This window comes from Rhodococcus sp. NBC_00294, from assembly GCF_036163995.1.
Taxonomy (GTDB): Bacteria; Actinomycetota; Actinomycetes; order Mycobacteriales; family Mycobacteriaceae; genus Rhodococcoides.
On the sequence record NZ_CP108043.1, the window covers coordinates 2,049,926 to 2,066,779 of the forward strand.

16 protein-coding genes are annotated in these 16,854 nt (G+C 68.1%); 5 read left to right on the plus strand and 11 right to left on the minus strand.

Annotated elements, in window-relative coordinates:
• Positions 1–18: 18 nt before the first annotated feature.
• The 3 genes from OHB23_RS09570 to OHB23_RS09580 are packed head-to-tail and all read right to left on the minus strand — an operon-like array spanning position 19 to position 4,272.
• The gene (locus OHB23_RS09570) at positions 19–1,473 is read right to left on the minus strand and encodes an NAD-dependent succinate-semialdehyde dehydrogenase (protein ID WP_328811456.1); all 1,455 of its coding nucleotides are present in this window, start codon (positions 1,471–1,473) and stop codon (positions 19–21) included.
• Positions 1,470–2,813, minus strand: a complete 1,344-nt coding sequence (gene gabT, locus OHB23_RS09575; RefSeq protein ID WP_328811457.1) for a 4-aminobutyrate--2-oxoglutarate transaminase — start codon at positions 2,811–2,813, stop codon at positions 1,470–1,472. Before gabT ends, OHB23_RS09570 begins: the two co-directional genes overlap by 4 nt.
• Before the next feature lie 28 nt (positions 2,814–2,841).
• Positions 2,842–4,272 carry a gamma-aminobutyraldehyde dehydrogenase gene (locus tag OHB23_RS09580; RefSeq protein WP_328811458.1) on the minus strand — a complete coding sequence of 477 codons (1,431 nt, stop codon included), beginning with the start codon at positions 4,270–4,272 and terminating at the stop codon, positions 2,842–2,844.
• Between the two features lie 173 nt (positions 4,273–4,445).
• On the opposite strand from OHB23_RS09580, the gene OHB23_RS09585 reads away from it, so the two are divergent.
• The gene (locus tag OHB23_RS09585; RefSeq protein WP_222645863.1) at positions 4,446–5,966 is read left to right on the plus strand and encodes a PucR family transcriptional regulator; all 1,521 of its coding nucleotides are present in this window, start codon (positions 4,446–4,448) and stop codon (positions 5,964–5,966) included.
• A 3-nt stretch (positions 5,967–5,969) separates the two neighbouring features.
• Here the strand turns inward: OHB23_RS09585 and OHB23_RS09590 are convergent, their stop codons facing one another.
• Positions 5,970–7,331, minus strand: a complete 1,362-nt coding sequence (locus tag OHB23_RS09590; protein ID WP_328811460.1) for a flavin monoamine oxidase family protein — start codon at positions 7,329–7,331, stop codon at positions 5,970–5,972.
• A 195-nt stretch (positions 7,332–7,526) separates the two neighbouring features.
• On the opposite strand from OHB23_RS09590, the gene OHB23_RS09595 reads away from it, so the two are divergent.
• Positions 7,527–8,000, plus strand: coding sequence for an OsmC family protein (locus OHB23_RS09595; RefSeq protein ID WP_328811461.1), 474 nt, complete (start codon positions 7,527–7,529; stop codon positions 7,998–8,000).
• Positions 8,001–8,136: 136 nt separating this feature from the next.
• Positions 8,137–8,547, plus strand: coding sequence for an SRPBCC family protein (locus OHB23_RS09600; RefSeq protein WP_222645867.1), 411 nt, complete (start codon positions 8,137–8,139; stop codon positions 8,545–8,547).
• On the opposite strand, the gene OHB23_RS09605 is transcribed toward OHB23_RS09600, so the two are convergent.
• On the minus strand, positions 8,540–9,250 hold the full coding sequence (locus OHB23_RS09605) for an alpha/beta fold hydrolase (protein WP_056695798.1): 711 nt from the start codon (positions 9,248–9,250) through the stop codon (positions 8,540–8,542). The genes OHB23_RS09600 and OHB23_RS09605 overlap by 8 nt on opposite strands.
• A 161-nt stretch (positions 9,251–9,411) precedes the next feature.
• Between OHB23_RS09605 and OHB23_RS09610 the strand changes: the two genes are divergently transcribed.
• On the plus strand, positions 9,412–9,618 hold the full coding sequence (locus OHB23_RS09610; protein ID WP_027504928.1) for a hypothetical protein: 207 nt from the start codon (positions 9,412–9,414) through the stop codon (positions 9,616–9,618).
• Between the two features lie 98 nt (positions 9,619–9,716).
• On the opposite strand, the gene OHB23_RS09615 is transcribed toward OHB23_RS09610, so the two are convergent.
• The 3 genes from OHB23_RS09615 to OHB23_RS09625 are packed head-to-tail and all read right to left on the minus strand — an operon-like array spanning position 9,717 to position 13,731.
• Complete coding sequence (locus tag OHB23_RS09615) at positions 9,717–10,367, minus strand: DedA family protein (RefSeq protein ID WP_056448340.1); 651 nt, start codon at positions 10,365–10,367, stop codon at positions 9,717–9,719.
• A gap of 20 nt (positions 10,368–10,387) precedes the next feature.
• The gene (locus tag OHB23_RS09620) at positions 10,388–12,661 is read right to left on the minus strand and encodes an excinuclease ABC subunit UvrA (protein ID WP_328811462.1); all 2,274 of its coding nucleotides are present in this window, start codon (positions 12,659–12,661) and stop codon (positions 10,388–10,390) included.
• Positions 12,662–12,693: 32 nt separating this feature from the next.
• Positions 12,694–13,731, minus strand: coding sequence for a GTP pyrophosphokinase (locus OHB23_RS09625; protein WP_056448346.1), 1,038 nt, complete (start codon positions 13,729–13,731; stop codon positions 12,694–12,696).
• Positions 13,732–13,818: 87 nt separating this feature from the next.
• On the opposite strand from OHB23_RS09625, the gene OHB23_RS09630 reads away from it, so the two are divergent.
• Positions 13,819–14,247, plus strand: coding sequence for a hypothetical protein (locus tag OHB23_RS09630; RefSeq protein ID WP_328811615.1), 429 nt, complete (start codon positions 13,819–13,821; stop codon positions 14,245–14,247).
• Here the strand turns inward: OHB23_RS09630 and OHB23_RS09635 are convergent.
• From OHB23_RS09635 to OHB23_RS09645, 3 genes are all read right to left on the minus strand, one after another.
• Entirely contained in the window at positions 14,244–15,605 is a 1,362-nt protein-coding gene (locus OHB23_RS09635) for a dicarboxylate/amino acid:cation symporter (protein WP_056448351.1), read from the minus strand. The two genes, OHB23_RS09630 and OHB23_RS09635, sit on opposite strands and share 4 nt — an antisense overlap.
• Before the next feature lie 187 nt (positions 15,606–15,792).
• Positions 15,793–16,104 carry an AzlD domain-containing protein gene (locus tag OHB23_RS09640; protein ID WP_328811463.1) on the minus strand — a complete coding sequence of 104 codons (312 nt, stop codon included), beginning with the start codon at positions 16,102–16,104 and terminating at the stop codon, positions 15,793–15,795.
• Entirely contained in the window at positions 16,101–16,823 is a 723-nt protein-coding gene (locus OHB23_RS09645; RefSeq protein ID WP_328811464.1) for an AzlC family ABC transporter permease, read from the minus strand. Before OHB23_RS09645 ends, OHB23_RS09640 begins: the two co-directional genes overlap by 4 nt.
• Positions 16,824–16,854 lie beyond the last annotated feature (31 nt).

Genomic DNA, 16,854 nt, shown 5'->3' on the forward strand with positions numbered 1-16,854 from the left:
GCTTCGGTGGAACCGGACCTACTGGAAAGCCACGTACTTCGTGTCGAGGTACTCGTCGATGCCCTCGGTGCCACCCTCACTACCGAGACCGGACTGCTTGACTCCGCCGAACGGGGCTGCGACATCGGACACGACGCCCCGGTTCACACCGACCATGCCGCTCGCGATCCTGTCCGAGACACGTAGTGCCCGATCGAGATCACGGGTGTAGATGTATGCGGCGAGTCCGAACTCTGTGTCGTTGGCGGCATCGACGGCGTCCTGCTCGTCCACGAAACTCGTGATGGCCGCGACGGGTCCGAAGATCTCCTCGCGCACGATGCGTGCGGACGGCGGAACCTCGTCGAGCACGGTGGGTTCGAAGAACCAGCCCGGGCCGTCGATGACGTGACCACCCGTGCGCACGCGGGCGCCGGCGGCGACCGCATCGTCGACGAGGGATCGGACGTTGGTGCGCTGCTTCTCGTTCACCAGCGGCCCCACGTTCGTCCCGTCGCTCGAGCCGGGCCCGACGGTGAGCGCCGCGATCCGTGCGGTGAGCTTCTCCGTGAACTCCTCGCGGACGCTCTCGGCGACGATGAGGCGGTTGGCAGCCGTGCAGGCCTCTCCGCCGTTGCGCATCTTCGCCGCCATGGCGCCGTCGACGGCGGCATCGATGTCGGCATCGTCGAAGACTACGAACGGTGCGTTACCACCGAGTTCCATCGACGTTCGCAGAACGTTGCGCGCCGACTGCTCGATGAGGATCTTGCCCACCCGCGTGGAACCGGTGAAGGTGACCTTGCGGAGTCGCTCGTCGGCGAGCAGGGGCTCGGTGACCGCGGGAGCGTTCGACGCGGGAAGTACCGACAGGACCCCGGCCGGCACCCCGGCGCCCGCCATGATCTCGGCGAGCAGCAGCATCGTCAGCGGCGTGTCCTCGGCCGGCTTTACCAGTACCGTGCACCCGGCCGCCAGGGCGGGGCCGATCTTGCGGGTTCCCATGGCCAGCGGGAAGTTCCACGGAGTCACCGCGAGAACGGGACCCACCGGAACCTTCGTGACGAGGATGCGGCCCGCGCCGGACGGAGATTGCGTGTAGCGGCCCTGGATGCGCACCGCCTCCTCGCTGAACCAGCGGAGGAACTCGGCGCCGTACGTCACCTCGCCGCGGCTCTCGGGGAGGGCCTTGCCCATCTCGAGAGTCATGAGGAGCGCGAGATCCTCCGTGCGCTCGATCACCGCTTCCCACGCTGCGCGCAGGATGGTCGACCGTGTCCGAGGTGCGGTCGCCGCCCACTCGTCCTGCACGGCGACGGCGCTGTCGAGCGCCCGCAGTGCGTCCTTCTCACCGGCATCGGCGACGCGGGCCAGCACGTCACCGGTGGCGGGATCGTGCACCGCGAACGTGTCGCCGTCCGCGGCGTCGACGAACGCGCCGTCGATCCACAGACCGGTGGGGACGGAGGCGAGCAGGGAAGCAGAGTCGGTCACTGTGCCGCCAGCGTTCGAACCGTGTTCTCCAGCACCGTCATCGCGTCGTCGAGAAGCTCGTCGCTGATCACGAGGGGAGGCAGCAACCGGATGACGTTGCCGTACGTCCCGCAGGTGAGCAGTACGACGCCCTCCGCGAGAGCATGCGCCGCGATGGCCTTGGTGATGACGGGATCCGGGGTGTCGGTGCCCGGCTGGACGAGCTCGATGGCGAGCATCGCACCGCGTCCGCGGACGTCGCCGATCACCGAGGTCTCCTCGGCGAGGGCGCGTAGGCGCGGCATGGCGAGGGACTCGATGTGACGGGCGCGTCCGGACAGGTCGAGAGCGGTCATGGTCTCGATGGCAGCGAGGGCAGCCGCGCAGGCCACCGGGTTGCCTCCGTACGTTCCGCCGAGCCCGCCCGCATGGACGAGGTCGAGGAGATCTGCGCGACCGGTGATGGCCGACAACGGCATTCCGCCGGCCATGCCCTTCGCCATCGTGATGATGTCGGGGACGATGCCCTCGTCGTCGCTGGCGAACCACGATCCGGTTCGACAGAACCCGGTCTGCACCTCGTCGGCGATGAAGACGACGCCGTTCTCCCGCGCCCAGGCCTGGAGCGTCGGCAGGAAGCCGGGTGCGGGAACGATGAATCCACCCTCGCCCTGGATGGGCTCGATGATGACGGCGGCCAACGAGTCGGCGCCGATCTGCTTCTCCATGCGGTCGATCGACGCCAGCGCGGCCTGCTCACCGGTCAGGCCGGCCTGATCGCGGTAGGGGTACGACATCGGCATCCGGTAGATCTCCGGTGCGAACGGCCCGAAGTTCGTCTTGTACGGCATGGTCTTCGCCGTCAGCGCCATCGTCAGGTTGGTACGGCCGTGATAGGCGTGGTCGAACGCGACGACGGCGTCGCGGCCGGTCGCCAATCGCGCGACCTTGATCGCGTTCTCGACGGCTTCCGCGCCGGAATTGAACAGGACGCTGCGCTTCTCGTGATCACCGGGCGTCAGGGCGGCCAGTTGCTCGGCAACCGCGATGTAGCCCTCATACGGGGTGACCATGAAGCAGGTGTGCGTGAAGTGACCGACCTGCTCCCGGACGGCCTCCGCAACAGCGGGATCGGAGGCGCCGACGCTGGTGACGGCGATGCCGGCGCCGAGGTCGATCATCGAGTTGCCGTCGACGTCGACGATCACGCCGCCATCGGCATCGGCCGCGTAGACGGGAACGCTGGAACCGACGCCGGCGGCGACGGTGGCGCGTCGTCGGGCCGTCAGTTCCTGTGAACGCGGTCCGGGAAGTTCGGTGAGGAGAGCGCGCTTCTGAGGAAGGCGGTAGCTGATGTCCATGGTGAAGTCCTTCGCAGAGCAGGGAATGTCAGTCGTGGGAGCTCATGACGTGCTTGAGGCGGGTGTAGTCCTCGACGCCGTAGGCCGAGAGGTCCTTGCCGTAGCCGGAGTACTTGAAGCCGCCGTGCGGCATCTCGGCGACGAGTGGGATGTGGCAGTTGATCCAGACGGCGCCGAAGTCCAGCGCCGCACTGACGCGTTGGGTGACGCCGTGGTCCTTGGTCCAGATGCTCGAGGCCAGCCCGAACCGAACGTCGTTGGCCTTCTCGATCGCCTCGGCCTCGTCGGCGAACGGTTGCACCGTCAGCACCGGTCCGAACGTCTCCTCCTGGACGATGTCGTCCCGCTGGTCGACTCCGGTGATCACGGTGGGCTCGAGGTAGAAGCCCTTGTCTCCCACTCGGTTACCGCCGGTGACGATCGTCGCGGAGGCCGGGAGGTTCGCGAGCTTGTCGGTGACGGTCGCGTAGTGACGACTGTTGTTGAGCGGTCCGTAGAACGCGTCCGCGTCGTCCGGGCTGCCCGGTGTCAGCTCGCGGGCCTTGGCCGCGAGCGCGTCGACGAGTTGATCGTGAATCGACTCGTGTACCAGCACGCGGGTCGCCGCGGTGCAGTCCTGACCGGCGTTGAAGAAGGCCGCCTCGGCGATACCGCTCGCGGCCGAGGCGATGTCGACGTCGCCGAAGACGATGGCCGGAGCCTTGCCGCCGAGCTCGAGATGGGCGCGCTTGAGCTGGCGGGCGGCGGCGACGGCGACCTCGATGCCCGCGCGAACGGACCCGGTGATGGACACCAGGCCCAGCGACCGATGCTCGACGAGTGTCGCGCCGGTCCCGCCGTCACCGAGCACCACGTTGAGCACTCCGTCGGGAAGGATCCCCTTGGACAGCTTCGCGAGCACCAGAGTGCTCTCGGGCGTGGTGTCGCTCGGCTTGAGAACGATCGTGTTGCCGGCCGCGAGCGCCGGCCCGATCTTCCAGATGGCCATCATGAGTGGGTAGTTCCAGGGCGTCACCTGGCCGACGACACCGATGGGCTCGCGGCGGACGTAGGAGGTGAAACCCTCCATGTACTCGCCGGCGGACTTCCCCTCGAGCATCCGGGCTGCACCCGCGAAGAACCGCAGCTGGTCGGCTCCGACGGTCACCTCCTCGTCGGCGATGACCTGCTTCAGCTGGCCGGTGTTGCGGCTCTGCGCCTCGACGAGCTCGTCCGAGTGGGCCTCGAGGGCGTCGGCGAGCTTCAGCAGGGCGGTCTGCCGGGTCTTCGGAGTCGTTTTGCCCCACGTGGCGAAGGCGCGCTCCGCGGCGGCCACGGCGTCGTTCACGTCGGCCTCGGTGGAGATGGGGGAGACGCCCACGATCGCCTCGGTGACCGGACTGATCAGGTCGAGAGTCAGGGTGGACGAACTGGCGACGAACTCGCCGTCGATGTAGTTGCGGAGCACGTCGTGCGACACGAGGTACCTCTCCGTCGGGGCGGCTGGGTGGTTCGATCAGTGTGCGCCTGACGCTGCGAAACGGCAGCGGACAAAACGATGATCGTCCGGGGGTGGGGCACTCCGACTTGTCCAGTGCGGTAGCGGGGGTGTTCCCTTGCGTCGGGAGCTTCCCGACCGGAAAGGGGTACGTCGTGACGGTGTCGGTGCGCTGGGTTCTGGCGCAGAAGGCGCTCGCCCTCGAACTGCGAGCCGGCGCGGGCGGGCTGGACCGCGAGGTGTCGTTCGTGCACACCACGGAACTGTCGGAACCGTTCCGGTGGCTCTCCGGCGGAGAACTGCTGCTCACCACGGGGTTGAGGCTGCCGGTGACGACACCGGAGCGGGTGGCGTACCTCGAGGGACTGCACGACGCCGGTGTCGCGGCGGTGGGATTCGGCACGGGCCTGTCGTTCGCCGAGGTGCCGTCCGACCTCGTCGAGGCCGCTGATCGGCTGGGTCTGCCCGTCCTCGAGGTCCCCCTGCCCACGCCGTTCGCGGCGGTGGTGACTCTCGTGATGAACCGATTGGCGGAGCAGCAGTACGACGCCGTCGTGCGTGCGTCCCGTGCGCAGCCGCGGATGACCCGCGCCGTGGTCGCCGGGGGCGCCGCCGCGATCGTCCGGGAGCTGGCGACGGCCACGTCGTCCGCGGTGGTGCTCCTCGACGACACCGGACGGGTGCTCGAACAGCATCCGCGCGGTGGCGGTTCCGGTGTGCTGGACGAGATCCGCACCCTCGCAGCCGAACGCGGAACCGTGTCCAGCCGGGTCTCGGTGACCCCGGCGGGCATCTCGATCAGTGTGCAGCGCATCGCCATCGGCTCGGCGACGCACGGCCACGTGGCGGTGGTGGGGCCGGTGCTGGGGAACGTCGACCACATTCTCGTGGGCCACGCGGCGTCACTCCTGGCGCTCGACTTCGAGAAGCCGGCGCGGGTGCAGTCGGCGCAGGACAAGCTCAACTCCGTGGCGCTGAGCCTCGTGCTGTCCGATCTCGACGGCCTGGCACCCGTGTGGGCGCAGATCGATCTGGCCGCGGGGGCCGATGGCACCGTGCGCGCCGTGACCGTCGATGCCGACACGCCCTCGCGAGCCCAGCGTGTCGAGGCCGCGATGGCGACCCACAGCGCTGCGGCGGGCCGTCAGCTGTTCGCTCGGCGCTGGTCGTCGCGGGTGACCCTGGTGACGCGCGGAACCGACGATTCGACGTTCGCGGCATCGACGATGGCCGGTCTGGAGAACTCGGAACGTCGGCGGCTCCGGGTGGGAATCAGTGCGCCGCATCCTGTTCCGCAGCTCGCGCAGGCGGTGGAGGAGAGTCGGCTGGCGGCGTCGTCCGCCGCGGCCGGCGCCGATCCCGTGGAGTTCGGCTCGTTGGTGGGCGGCGTCCTGCTGGCGCACGCCTCGACGCGTCAGGCCCTCGCGACCGTCGGTGACGCGACCATCGCGCCCCTCGAGAAGTACGACGCCGCCAACGGGACCGACCTGGTGGCGTCCCTGCGTGCGTTCCTCGAGGCGAACGGCCACTGGGAGTCGGCGGCCTCGGCCCTCGGGGTGCATCGACACACGTTGCGCAGCAGGGTCTCGCGCATCGAGGCGACGGTGCCGTGCTCCCTCGACGATGCCCGCGTGCGCGCCGAGCTGCTGCTCGCCCTCATCGCACGCGGGACCTGACGGTCAGCCTCGAAGCGCGCTCGCGATCACCTCGGCGGTGCGGTGGCCCATGCGCACGGCTCCGTCGACGTGCTGATACCCCTCGGCCGCGATGTCGGAGCAGGAGAAGTGGATCGGGCCGACCGGGGTGCGGACGTCGCGTCCGTAGCGGTGCAGACCGCCGAGATCGAAGCTGGCCGCGTACGCGCCGCGCGTCCATTCCTCGGTGCCCCAGTCGGACTCGTAGTAGACGACCGGATCGAGCGCCTTCGGTCCGAGATACGTGGCGATCGACTCGAGGATCGTGCGCTTGCGCTCCGCGGCGCCGAGTTCGAACATCGCGTCCGCCTTCTCGTCGGAGACGAAGGCGACGAGGGTGCCACGGGAGTCCTCGTGGTTGGTGTTGTCGTACACCTCCTGGGCGATCTGGGTGGCGCCGAAACCGGTGCCCGACAACCCTTCCTCCCGCCAGAACGGACTGTCGTACACCGCATGCACCTTGATGACGAGACCGAGGGACTGGTGCTGATGCATCTGGTGCTGACGGCGAGGGAGGGGCGGGTCGTACGAGATCCGCGTGTACAGATTCGGCGGCACGGCGACGATCACCCGGCGCGCCGTCACCTCGAGCTCCCCGTCCGCGAGAACGGTGACGCCGTCGTCGGTCCAGCGGATCGTCCGCACCGGCGCGTTCAGGTGCACGTCGTCACCGAGGCGCTCGGCCATGGCGACCGACACCTGCTGCATGCCCTGCACGACGCGCTTGTCGAGAATGAAGCTGTCGTCGACGAGGTTCGAGAACGAGCCTGCCGACGCGGCCATGAGCACGGCCTGCAGCGCAGAGAATGCATGGGCGGGCTTGGTGAGCATCCCGCCCGCGATGAACATGCCGATGTTCGCGGTGGCTTCGGCGTCGTCGGACTGCTGCGCGAGCCATCCCTCGAAGGACACCGTGTCGAGCTCGCGTGCCAGCGGGTGCGCCCAGGGCTCCTCGGGCCCGATCTCCGCGGCGAGTTTGTCGAGCATCGCGATGAGACGGTCGATCTCCTTCACCGTCGACTCGGCGACGGGGAAGTCCTCGCCGGTGTAGCGCGTGGCGACACCCGCGGTGTCGACGTAGACGGACTCGCCCTCGCGGTACCGGTCGAACGTCTCGAGCCCCAACTCGTCGAGCAGGTCGATCAGGGCCGTCTGGTCGGGCGAGACCCACTGGCCGCCCAGCTCGAGCACGGCGCCGTCGATCTCCTTGGTCCAGGTCCGGCCACCCACCCGGTCGCGTGCCTCCAGGACGGCCACGTTGAGGCCGGCCTTCCGCAGCGCGGTGGCGGCGGCGAGACCCGAGGGCCCGGCTCCGACGATGGCGACGTCCCGGTCGACTGAGGGCACGGTGTGGCTCCTGTTCAGGTGGGGTTGTGGTCATCCCAGTCTGCCCGGTCCGGCGCAGGCACGCGCAACGCCGAAATGTCGCACACCTGTCGCGTCACCTGGACGCCTCGGCGTGGGGGTCGCTGACGGACGGCCCGAGAATCTGCGTGATCGCAACCCTGGTGAGAGCGCGGGCGGTGCTCGACCGTGGGGTGCATGACTTCCACCATTCGCACCTCCGTCGTTCCCTTCGTCGTGGAGGCGTCCGGTACCGGCGTCGCCCAGCACCTCGTCGTCGAGGGCACGGCGGGGCACGAGTTCGACGCCGACGCATACCCGGCCTTCGGCGGTAGGGACGAGGCGCCGAGTCCGTTGTTCTACGCGCTCGGTGCGCTGACCTCCTGCAACCAGGTCACCGCCACCCTCGTCGCCAAGGACCTCGGCATCACGCTGGGAAAGTTTAGCTTCCGTGTGCAGGGTGATCTGGACACCAGCGTTCTGGTCAAGGGCGCCGACGGCAACTCGAACTTCGACACCGTCACCGTCGAGGCGACGGTGGAGACCGACGCGACCGGTGATGCGTTCGATCACTTCGTCGCGGAGGTCGAGCGTCGCTGCCCCGTGACGCAGCTGTTCGTGCGCAGCGGAGTGGGCTTCGTGAACACCTGGACGCGCGCCGAGCCGGCCTGACGAGCCATCCCGGGCCTCCAGGGTTTCGCGGGCTTTCCTGGCCTCGCGAGTACGTCCGACGTGTCGTCGCATCGCCGCTGATCACGACACTGTGGACGTACTCGCGGAGAGCCTGCTGCGTGGCTACGCTCCTACGATGATCAGTCGACATGTGAGTGTGGTGATCGCGGCACCGCCCGAGGCGGTGTACGGCTACCTGGCCGATGTGGACAACCTCACTGCCTGGGCCGCAGGACTCGCATCGGGCTTCACCCGCGACGGTGACGACTTGCTGGCCGAGTCACCGATGGGCACGGTCCGGGTGCGGTTCGTCCCGCGCAACGCTTTCGGGGTGCTGGATCACGACGTGACGCTGCCCGACGGCACCGTCGTGAACAACCCGCTGCGGGTGCTCGCCCATCCGGACGGCGCCGAGGTGGTGTTCACGGTTCGGCAACTGGACATGACCGACGACGAGTTCGAGCGGGACTGCGCCGCCGTCGCTGCTGATCTGGAGTCCGTGCGGGCGGTCTTCGGCCGACCTCGCTCCGGCACATCTATCACCTGAGCACCTGGATGACGGCAGCGGGATCGTCCGCCATCATCACGTGCCCGGCGTTCGGTATCTCGACGACCTCGACACCGGCCTGACGAAGCCGGCCGGTGTGCGTTGGTTCTCCCGTCCTCGATCCGTACAGCAGTGTTCTCGGCACGTGGGACGCGAGCAGGATGTCGAGAACGGTGGTGTCCGGCGGGCCCACACAGAGGCCGACAGCACTGCGGTGGAGCGCGACCGGATCGGCCAGCCGAAGCGTCTCCGCCCACGCGGCGTCGGCCCGGGCGATGAGTGACGTCACTCCCTGTGTTGCGAAGTCCTCTTCCGACTGTCCCGCGATCTCGACACTCGCCTCGCCGTCGAAGGGGAGAAGGTTCGGCTCGAGGACGGTCAGTCGTCGTACGAGGTCGGGTCGTGCCCGCGACAGGACGATGGCGATGGATCCACCCATACTGTGTCCGACGACGTCGAGTCCGACGAGTTCGTGCTGATCCAGCATCCGGGCGACGGCGAGCGCGTGATCGTCCAGGGTGTAGCCGTCGGTCGCCACGTCGGCGCTGTCGCCGAATCCGAGCAGATCCGGGAGCAACCGCAGGCGGTCGTCCAGTCCCGCGGCCACGGTCCCGAAGGCAGCGACACCCGCCGACCCGAGACCATGAAGGAACACGGTGGCTCGACGACGTTCGCCCGGCAACACCGCGGTGTGGAGGGTCATGGCGCCGACGCTACCGGGTCTCCTTGACGTGGCAGTACGTCCGGTTCGTCGTAAATGATGGTGCAGCCGGTGTTTTCAGCGCACTCTCAGGTCACGAGTAGTCCCGAGTCGTAGTGTCGACCGGGGTGCGCAGCGGGCGCATCGGTCGTCAGGAGGAAATCATGGCAGGCATCGCCGACAAGTTCGACAAGGCATACGCGGACAAGACGATCGAGGAACTGGCCGACGCGCCGGTCGCGGCCCTCAAGGGCGTCAGCGACGGCGATGCGGAGAAGTTGAAGGCTGCCTTCAACATCACCACGGTGCGCGATCTCGGCACCAACAAGTACTTCCTGTGGGCTCAGGCTGCGGCCACGCTCGCGCAGTAGGACCGTCACTACCCTCCGCGAGTACGTCCGAACTGTCGTGATCCTGGCTCCCACCACGGCAGTATCGGCGTACTCGCGGAGGGTGGTGCAGGGTGCAGTCAGGCGTCCGACCGTCGGCGCCGCCGGACGCGCTTGGTCACCAGCACCACCACCGCCACCGCGATGAGCCCGATGACGACGTACTGGAACACCGAGGCGTAATCCTCGACGTAGTGCCAGTTCTCCCCGAGGAAGTAGCCCGCGAGCACGAAGATCGTGTTCCACAGGAGGCTGCCGAGCGTCGTGTAGAGCAGGAACTGCAGGACCGGCATCCCGGACACGCCTGCGGGCACCGAGATGCCGGATCGCACGAGCGGAATCATCCGACCGAAGAACACGGCGGAGCGGCCGTGGCGCACGAACCATTCGTCGGCCTTGGTCAAATCGTCCGTGCTGACGAACGGCATCCTGTCCACGGCGGCGTACATCCGGTCGCGGCCCAGCTTCTTGCCCAGCCAGTAGAGGCCGAGAGCGCCCAGCACCGATCCGAGCGTGGTCCAGAACAGTGCGCTCGCGAGGGAGAAGCCACCCTGCGACGCGGTGAACCCGGCCAGCGGGAGGATGATCTCGCTGGGCAGCGGTGGGAAGAAGTTCTCGGCGGCCACGGCGATGCCGGCGCCCGGCCCGCCGATGCTCTCCATCAGGCTGACGGCCCAGCCTGCGATTCCACCCAGTTCCGTACTGGCGGCAGCGGTGACGATGTCGCTCATGCCCGCACTTTACCGGGGGTTTACTCCGCGAGAGCCCGCGCGAGGTGGGTGCCGGTGTGCGTCCGGGCCAGAACGAGCTCGTCGACGGTGCCCGTGAACACCACCTCGCCGCCGTCGTGACCCCCGTCGGGACCGAGGTCCACGACCCAGTCGGCGGCCGCGACGACGTCCATGTTGTGCTCGATCACGATGACCGACCGACCCTCGTCGACCATGCCGGACAGCAGTCCGACCAGGTTGTCCACGTCGGACGAGTGCAGTCCGGTGGTGGGCTCGTCGAGCACCAGGACCGGGGAGTTGCCCACCAGTTCCGTCGCCAGCTTGAGGCGCTGACGCTCGCCGCCGGACAGGGACGTCAGGTTCTGGCCCAGGGACAGATAACCGAGACCGACATCACTGCACCGCCGGAGTACGTCGCGCACCTTCTTCACGGTGAAGAATTCGCGGGCCTCGTCGACGGACATGTCGAAGACGTCGGCGATCGAGACGCCGTCGACGGTGTGCTTGATCGCGCCGGAGCGGAAGCGTCGACCCTGGCAGGTCTCGCACGTACTCGACACCGGGTCGGTGAAGCCGAGGTCGGTGAAGATCATGCCGGTGCCCTGACAGTCGGGGCAGGCCCCGTCCGAGTTCGGCGAGAACAGCGCTGCGGGCTGTCCCGTTCGCTTGGCGAAGTGTGCACGGATCGGATCGAGCAGTCCGGTGTAGGTGGCGGGTGAGGAGCGGCGCGAACCGCGGATGGGTGCCTGGTCGATGACCACCGCGTCGGGCCGGACGTCGCGGAGGTGGCCGTGGATCAGACTCGACTTGCCCGAGCCCGCGACACCGGTGACCGCCACGAGAACGCCGAGCGGGATGTCCACCGACACGTTCTTCAGATTGTGGCTGTCGGCGTTCTCGATGCGCATCCACCCGTTCGGAGTGCGCGGGGTGCGCCGCGATCGACCGTCTCGACGCAGCGCCGTCCCGGTACGCGTCTCGGACTGCCGCAATTCGGGCCAGGTGCCCTCGAAGACCACCGTGCCGCCGTGCTTTCCGGCGCCAGGGCCGATCTCGACGATGCGGTCGGCGATGGCCATCACCTCCGCGTCGTGTTCGACGACGAGCACGGTGTTCCCCTTGTCGCGCAACGCGATCAGCATGTCGTTCAGCCGGTGCACGTCGCGCGGGTGCAGCCCGGTGGTGGGCTCGTCGAAGACGTACAGCATGTCGTTGAGCGTGGCGCCGAGGTGGCGCACCATCTTGATGCGCTGGGACTCGCCGCCCGACAGCGAGGACGTCGCACGATCGAGGCTCAGGTACCCGAGTCCGAGATCGACCAGTCGACGGAGCTGTGTCACCACCTCGCGGCGTGGGCCGTCCAGGTCGCCGAGCGCCCACGTGTCCATGACGTCGGCGAGATCGGAGACCTGCATCGCGAACGCGTCGGGGATCGAGAGTCCCTCGAGCGTCGCGGCGTGCACCGTCTCGTTGAGGCGAGTTCCCCTGCAGGACGGGCACACTCCCCGCGTGACGATACGGTCGTACGCCTCCTTCGACTTGCCCTTCAACGCGTCGGCATCCTTGGAGAGATAGCTTCGACGGAACCGGGAGAGCAGCCCCTCGTACGTCTTGAACACGGCGTCCGGGTTGACCATCTCGACCTCGCCGGGCGAGGCGTCGAAGAACAGGTGCCGCTCGCGCGGGGAGTACTGCTCGATTGGAACGTCGAGATCGAACAGTCCCGAGTCTGCGTACAGCCGATAGGGCCACTTGCCGGGCAGGAAGTCCGGGTGCTTCACGGGGCCCTCACGCAACGACTTCGACTGATCCACCAACTCGTCGATGTCGATGACCTTCGCCTCGCCCAACCCCTCGCACTCGGGACACATGCCGGCAGGATCGTTGAACGAGAACGCGTTGGCATAGCCGATGGACGGGGTGACTCCGCGCGACCACAGCATGCGGAGCCAGTCGCCGATGTCGGTGATGGTGCCGACAGTGGAGCGAGGGCTGCCGAAGAGGCGCTTCTGGTCGACGATGACGACGGCCGACAGGTTGGCGATGAGATCGGCGTCCGGCCGACCGTAGGACGGCAGGAAGGTCTGGGCGAATGCGCTGAACGTGGAGTTGATCTGCCGCTGCGCCTCCGCGGCGATCGTGTCGAACACGAGCGAGCTCTTCCCGGACCCCGAGACCCCGGCGAACACGATCAGCGACCGTTTGGGGAGATCGATGTCGATGTCACGCAGATTGTTCTCCCGCGCGCCGCGCACGGTGATGGTGGACAGAGCGTCGTTCGGTGGCGTCGTCACGCCGTAGGGATACCAGACCGAGCGGACACCCGTCAGCCGGACTGGCCCTGCAACTTGCTCAGTCGGTAGCGCAGCTTGCCCGGACGGTCACGCTCGGTGGTGAGCGAGGAGGTGCGCGCGATGTGGGCCTCGCCGAAGCGGTCCAGCAGGAGGTCGTCCACCATCCGCACCTGACCTGGGCGGTACTGGTAGTCCATGGCCGCCGTCACGTACTCGACTCGTGCGGGGTCCAGGGCCTCCTCGAGTTCCGCGCCCGTCGTGATCCCGTTCGCGTTGACGAGAGTCAGCAGCCACTCGTAGTGACCGCTCCGACTGGGGGTGTAGTCGGGAAGGAGGTCGGTGACGATGGTGCGCAGCTGATCGGCGGTGAGCTGGAGATCCATCCCGCGTGCGGCATCTGCCGCGCGCAGTTCCGTGATCTTCTCCTTGTGGTGCCGATCGGCGAGTTCGAACTGGGCGTCCGCGAGTTCGATCAGCCCCGCCGCGAGCGTGAACGCCCGGTCGATGGTGGGCGAACCCTGCGTGCGGGAGTTCTTGAACCGGATGTCGTGTTCGATCTCCGCCCAGGCGTGCTGCAGCACGGTACGGATCTGCACCTCGAAGCCGAGGCCGGTGAACTGCTCGCATCCCGCCGGGACGCGGTCGCCGTCCGCACTGAGGATGAGGTGCCGTCCGGCATAGCCGAACACGCCGGACTCCTGGGCGAGGGACGACTTGTCGATGGTCTTGAGCAGCACGAAGTGCTTCGAGATGGCGTCCGCGACGCGGTCGATGTCCGACGTCAGATATGTGATGACGCGGATTCCGACGAGATCGGTGACCTCGGCGAGCGGATCGGTGAACTCGAGCGACCCGTCCTCACGGAGGCGGGCGAACTTGCCGGCAGCGGACTCCACGGACTTGGTACGTGCCTCGACGGCGTCGATGTCGATGTCCGCCTCGGAGACGAACGTCTCGACGGCGGCCGACAGCGCTGCCGTGGCCGCGGCGAAGTGATCCCACCGCGCGCGGTACTCCTCGACGGAGCTGTGCAGCCCTGACGGTGAGGGTGGGGACGACGTGGGGCGCATGGTGGAGATTCTGCCCCACCATGGTCCAATGCTCGCGTGACGCTCCGTAGCGGCCCGACCCGACCGGCCTCCGGCCTTCCCGCACGCGTGGTCGACTGGGACGCGACGCTCGTGATCCTGGCGTCCGCACTGATCCTGTTGGCCGCGTTGATCCTCGGCGTATGGAAATTCCGCCAGATGGCGACGTCCGAGAACGGGCAGGCGCATCCGTACGTGGACATCGCTCACCGGGCGGCGCTGATGTACTCGTTCGCGACTCTGGTCCTGGTGCCTCTGGTGCACTTCGGCGCGTGGCCGACGTGGGTGAATCTGGTGGCGTCGGGGGCTGTCGTCTTCTTCTTCGTCGCCGCGATCGTCAGCTACGTGGTGCACGGATTCCTGCGCGACACCGACAACCAGTTCGTCCGCCCGGTGCCGGGAACGCATGCGTTCATGTATGCGCTCGCGGCCACCGAGATCGGCGGACTACTGGTGTTGATCGTGGGTTTCGTGCGCGGGCCGCTGTTCGTGAGTTAGCGCGCGAGCTCCACGTCGTCGACGAACGGGTCGCCGTTGCGCGGGGCGTCGAACCGCTCCTGGTCCAGGATGCCTTCGCGCTTGGCGACGATGGCCGGGATCAGCGCCTGGCCGGTGACGTTGACGGCGGTGCGACCCATGTCGACGATCGGCTCGACCGCGAGCAGCAGACCGACACCGGCGAGCGGCAGGCCGAGCGTGGACAGCGTCAGGGTCAGCATGACCGTGGCACCGGTGGTGCCCGCCGTCGCCGCGGAACCGATCACGGAGACGACCACGATGAGCAGATAGTCGGTGATCGTGAGATCGACGCCGTAGAACTGGGCGACGAAGATCGCGGCGATGGCCGGGTAGATGGCCGCGCAGCCGTCCATCTTGGTGGTGGCGCCGAGCGGAACCGCGAACGACGCGTACTCGCGGGGCACACCGAGATTGCGCTCGGTGACGCGCTGGGTCAGCGGCAGGGTGCCGATGGACGAGCGGGAGACGAAGCCGAGCTGCGTTGCGGGCCATACGCCGGAGTAGAAGTTGCGGATCGAGAGGCCGTGCGCCCGAACGATGATCGGGTAGACGACGAAGAACACGATGGCGAGTCCGACGTACACCGAGACCGTGAAGACACCCAGTGAGCCGATCGCGTCCCATCCGTACGTGGCGACGGCGTTGGCGATGAGCGCCGCCGTACCGATGGGGGCCAACCGGATGATCCACCACAGCACCTTCTGCACGATCGCGAGCAGAGAGGCGTTGAACGTCAGGAACGGCTCGGCCGCCTTGCCCACCTTCAGCGCGGCGATACCGATCGCCGCGGCGACGACGAGCAGCTGCAGGATGTTGAAGTTCAGTGTGGTGCTCAGTGCACCCTCGGTCTCGCTGGTGCGGGCGCCGAGCGCGAGGAAGTTGTTGGGAACCAGGCCGGTGAGGAAGGACCACCACGACCCTGTGCTCGACGGTTCCTTCCCGAGATCTGGCGAGACGCCGGTGCGCGAACCCGGTTGCGCGACAAGCCCGATGATGATGCCGACGATCACGGCGATGAATGCGGTGATGGCGAACCACAGCAGGGTCTGGCCTGCCAGGCGTGCCGCGTTGGTGACGGCGCGCAGGTTGGCGATGGAACTGACGATGGCCGTGAACACGAGGGGCACCACGGCGACGGTGAGCAGTTTGACGTAGCTCGATCCGATGGTCGACACCGTCTCGACGAGCCAGTTGGGGTTGCCGTCGGCGGCGTCGGGCATGGATCGGGCGATCAGTCCGACGATGACGCCGAGGATCAACCCGGCGACGATCTGGGGCCCGAACGACGTGAGCCAGTGCGGCAGTCGACGGGTGGGGGCAGCGCTGGGCGCGGACATGGTGGTGCCTTCCGAGAATGCTGGGGCGGCCGAGAACAACGGCCGAGAAAAAGGGTGCGCGGTGGACGAGTGGACCGGGGAGTAACACGGTCTATCGACAGATGGCGCTGGCCTGCAGGCGAAGGTCGACGTAGCGACGCGAGGTCAGGAGCAAGGGCACTCGGACGATGCTACGCCCGTGCCCGGGTCAGCTGACGCCGAGCCAGCGCAGGCCCGCGGTGACTGCCGCTGCGGCGACGACCACGAGCACGAAAGGCGTTCTGCGCCAGGCGAGAACAGCGGCGACGAGGACCCCGGCGGGGAGCGCGAGGCCCGCGTCACGGGGAAACGTCGAGGTCGCGACGAGGGCGACGAACACGACGGCGACCGCCGTGGTCATCGACTTCTCGGCCGACACGGACAGTTCCCGGCGCCCGCGCAGCGCGATCCCGATCAGGCGGAACGCGAACGTGCCGACGGCGAGTGCGGCGACACCCGCGAGAATGGCCCCGGTGCTCACGAGGCGTCGTTCCTATGCCCGTGTCGGAGCACGAACGGCATGACGGCGATCAGGGCGAGCACCACGGAGACGCCGGCGGGCACCACGACCCCAGCGGCGACGGCGACCACGGCGCCGACACCCGCGGCGATGCGTGTCACGCGATCGCGCAGGGAGGGCATCACGAGTGCGAGCAGGACGGCAGGAAAGGCGGCGTCGAGTCCGAGCGACTCCGCGCTCTCCACGCCGGCGCCGAGGCCCACACCGGCCAGCACGCCCAGATTCCACGCGAGGAAGAGGAACGCGCCGCAGAACCAGAACGAGAGGGTCCTGCCCCGCCTGGTGGTCGAGGCCATCGAGAAGGCGACCGACTCGTCGGTGACCAGATGGGCCCCGAGCAGTCGTACGGCGGGTCGGTCACCGAGCAGCGGTGCCACCGAGAAGCTGAGCGGAAGCAGTCTGCCGTTGATGAGGAGCGCGCTGGACACCGCGGCCAGAACGCTGCCGCCGCCGGTGAGCACTCCGACGAAGACGAACTGCGAGGCGCCCGCGAAGACTGCGATCGACAGGAGGCAGGGGAGCCACCACGGCAGATCGGAGGCGACGGCGATCGCACCGAGCGAGGCACCGACCAGGGCGTCGGCCAGGCACACCACGGCAATGTCCCGCACCGCCACGTCGGGGTCGTCCCGGAGCGTGAGCCACAGGGGTGTTCGCCATATCGAACGCATGGTTCTCATGGTGAACGGTCGCGGTGCCGTTCGTCAAGGC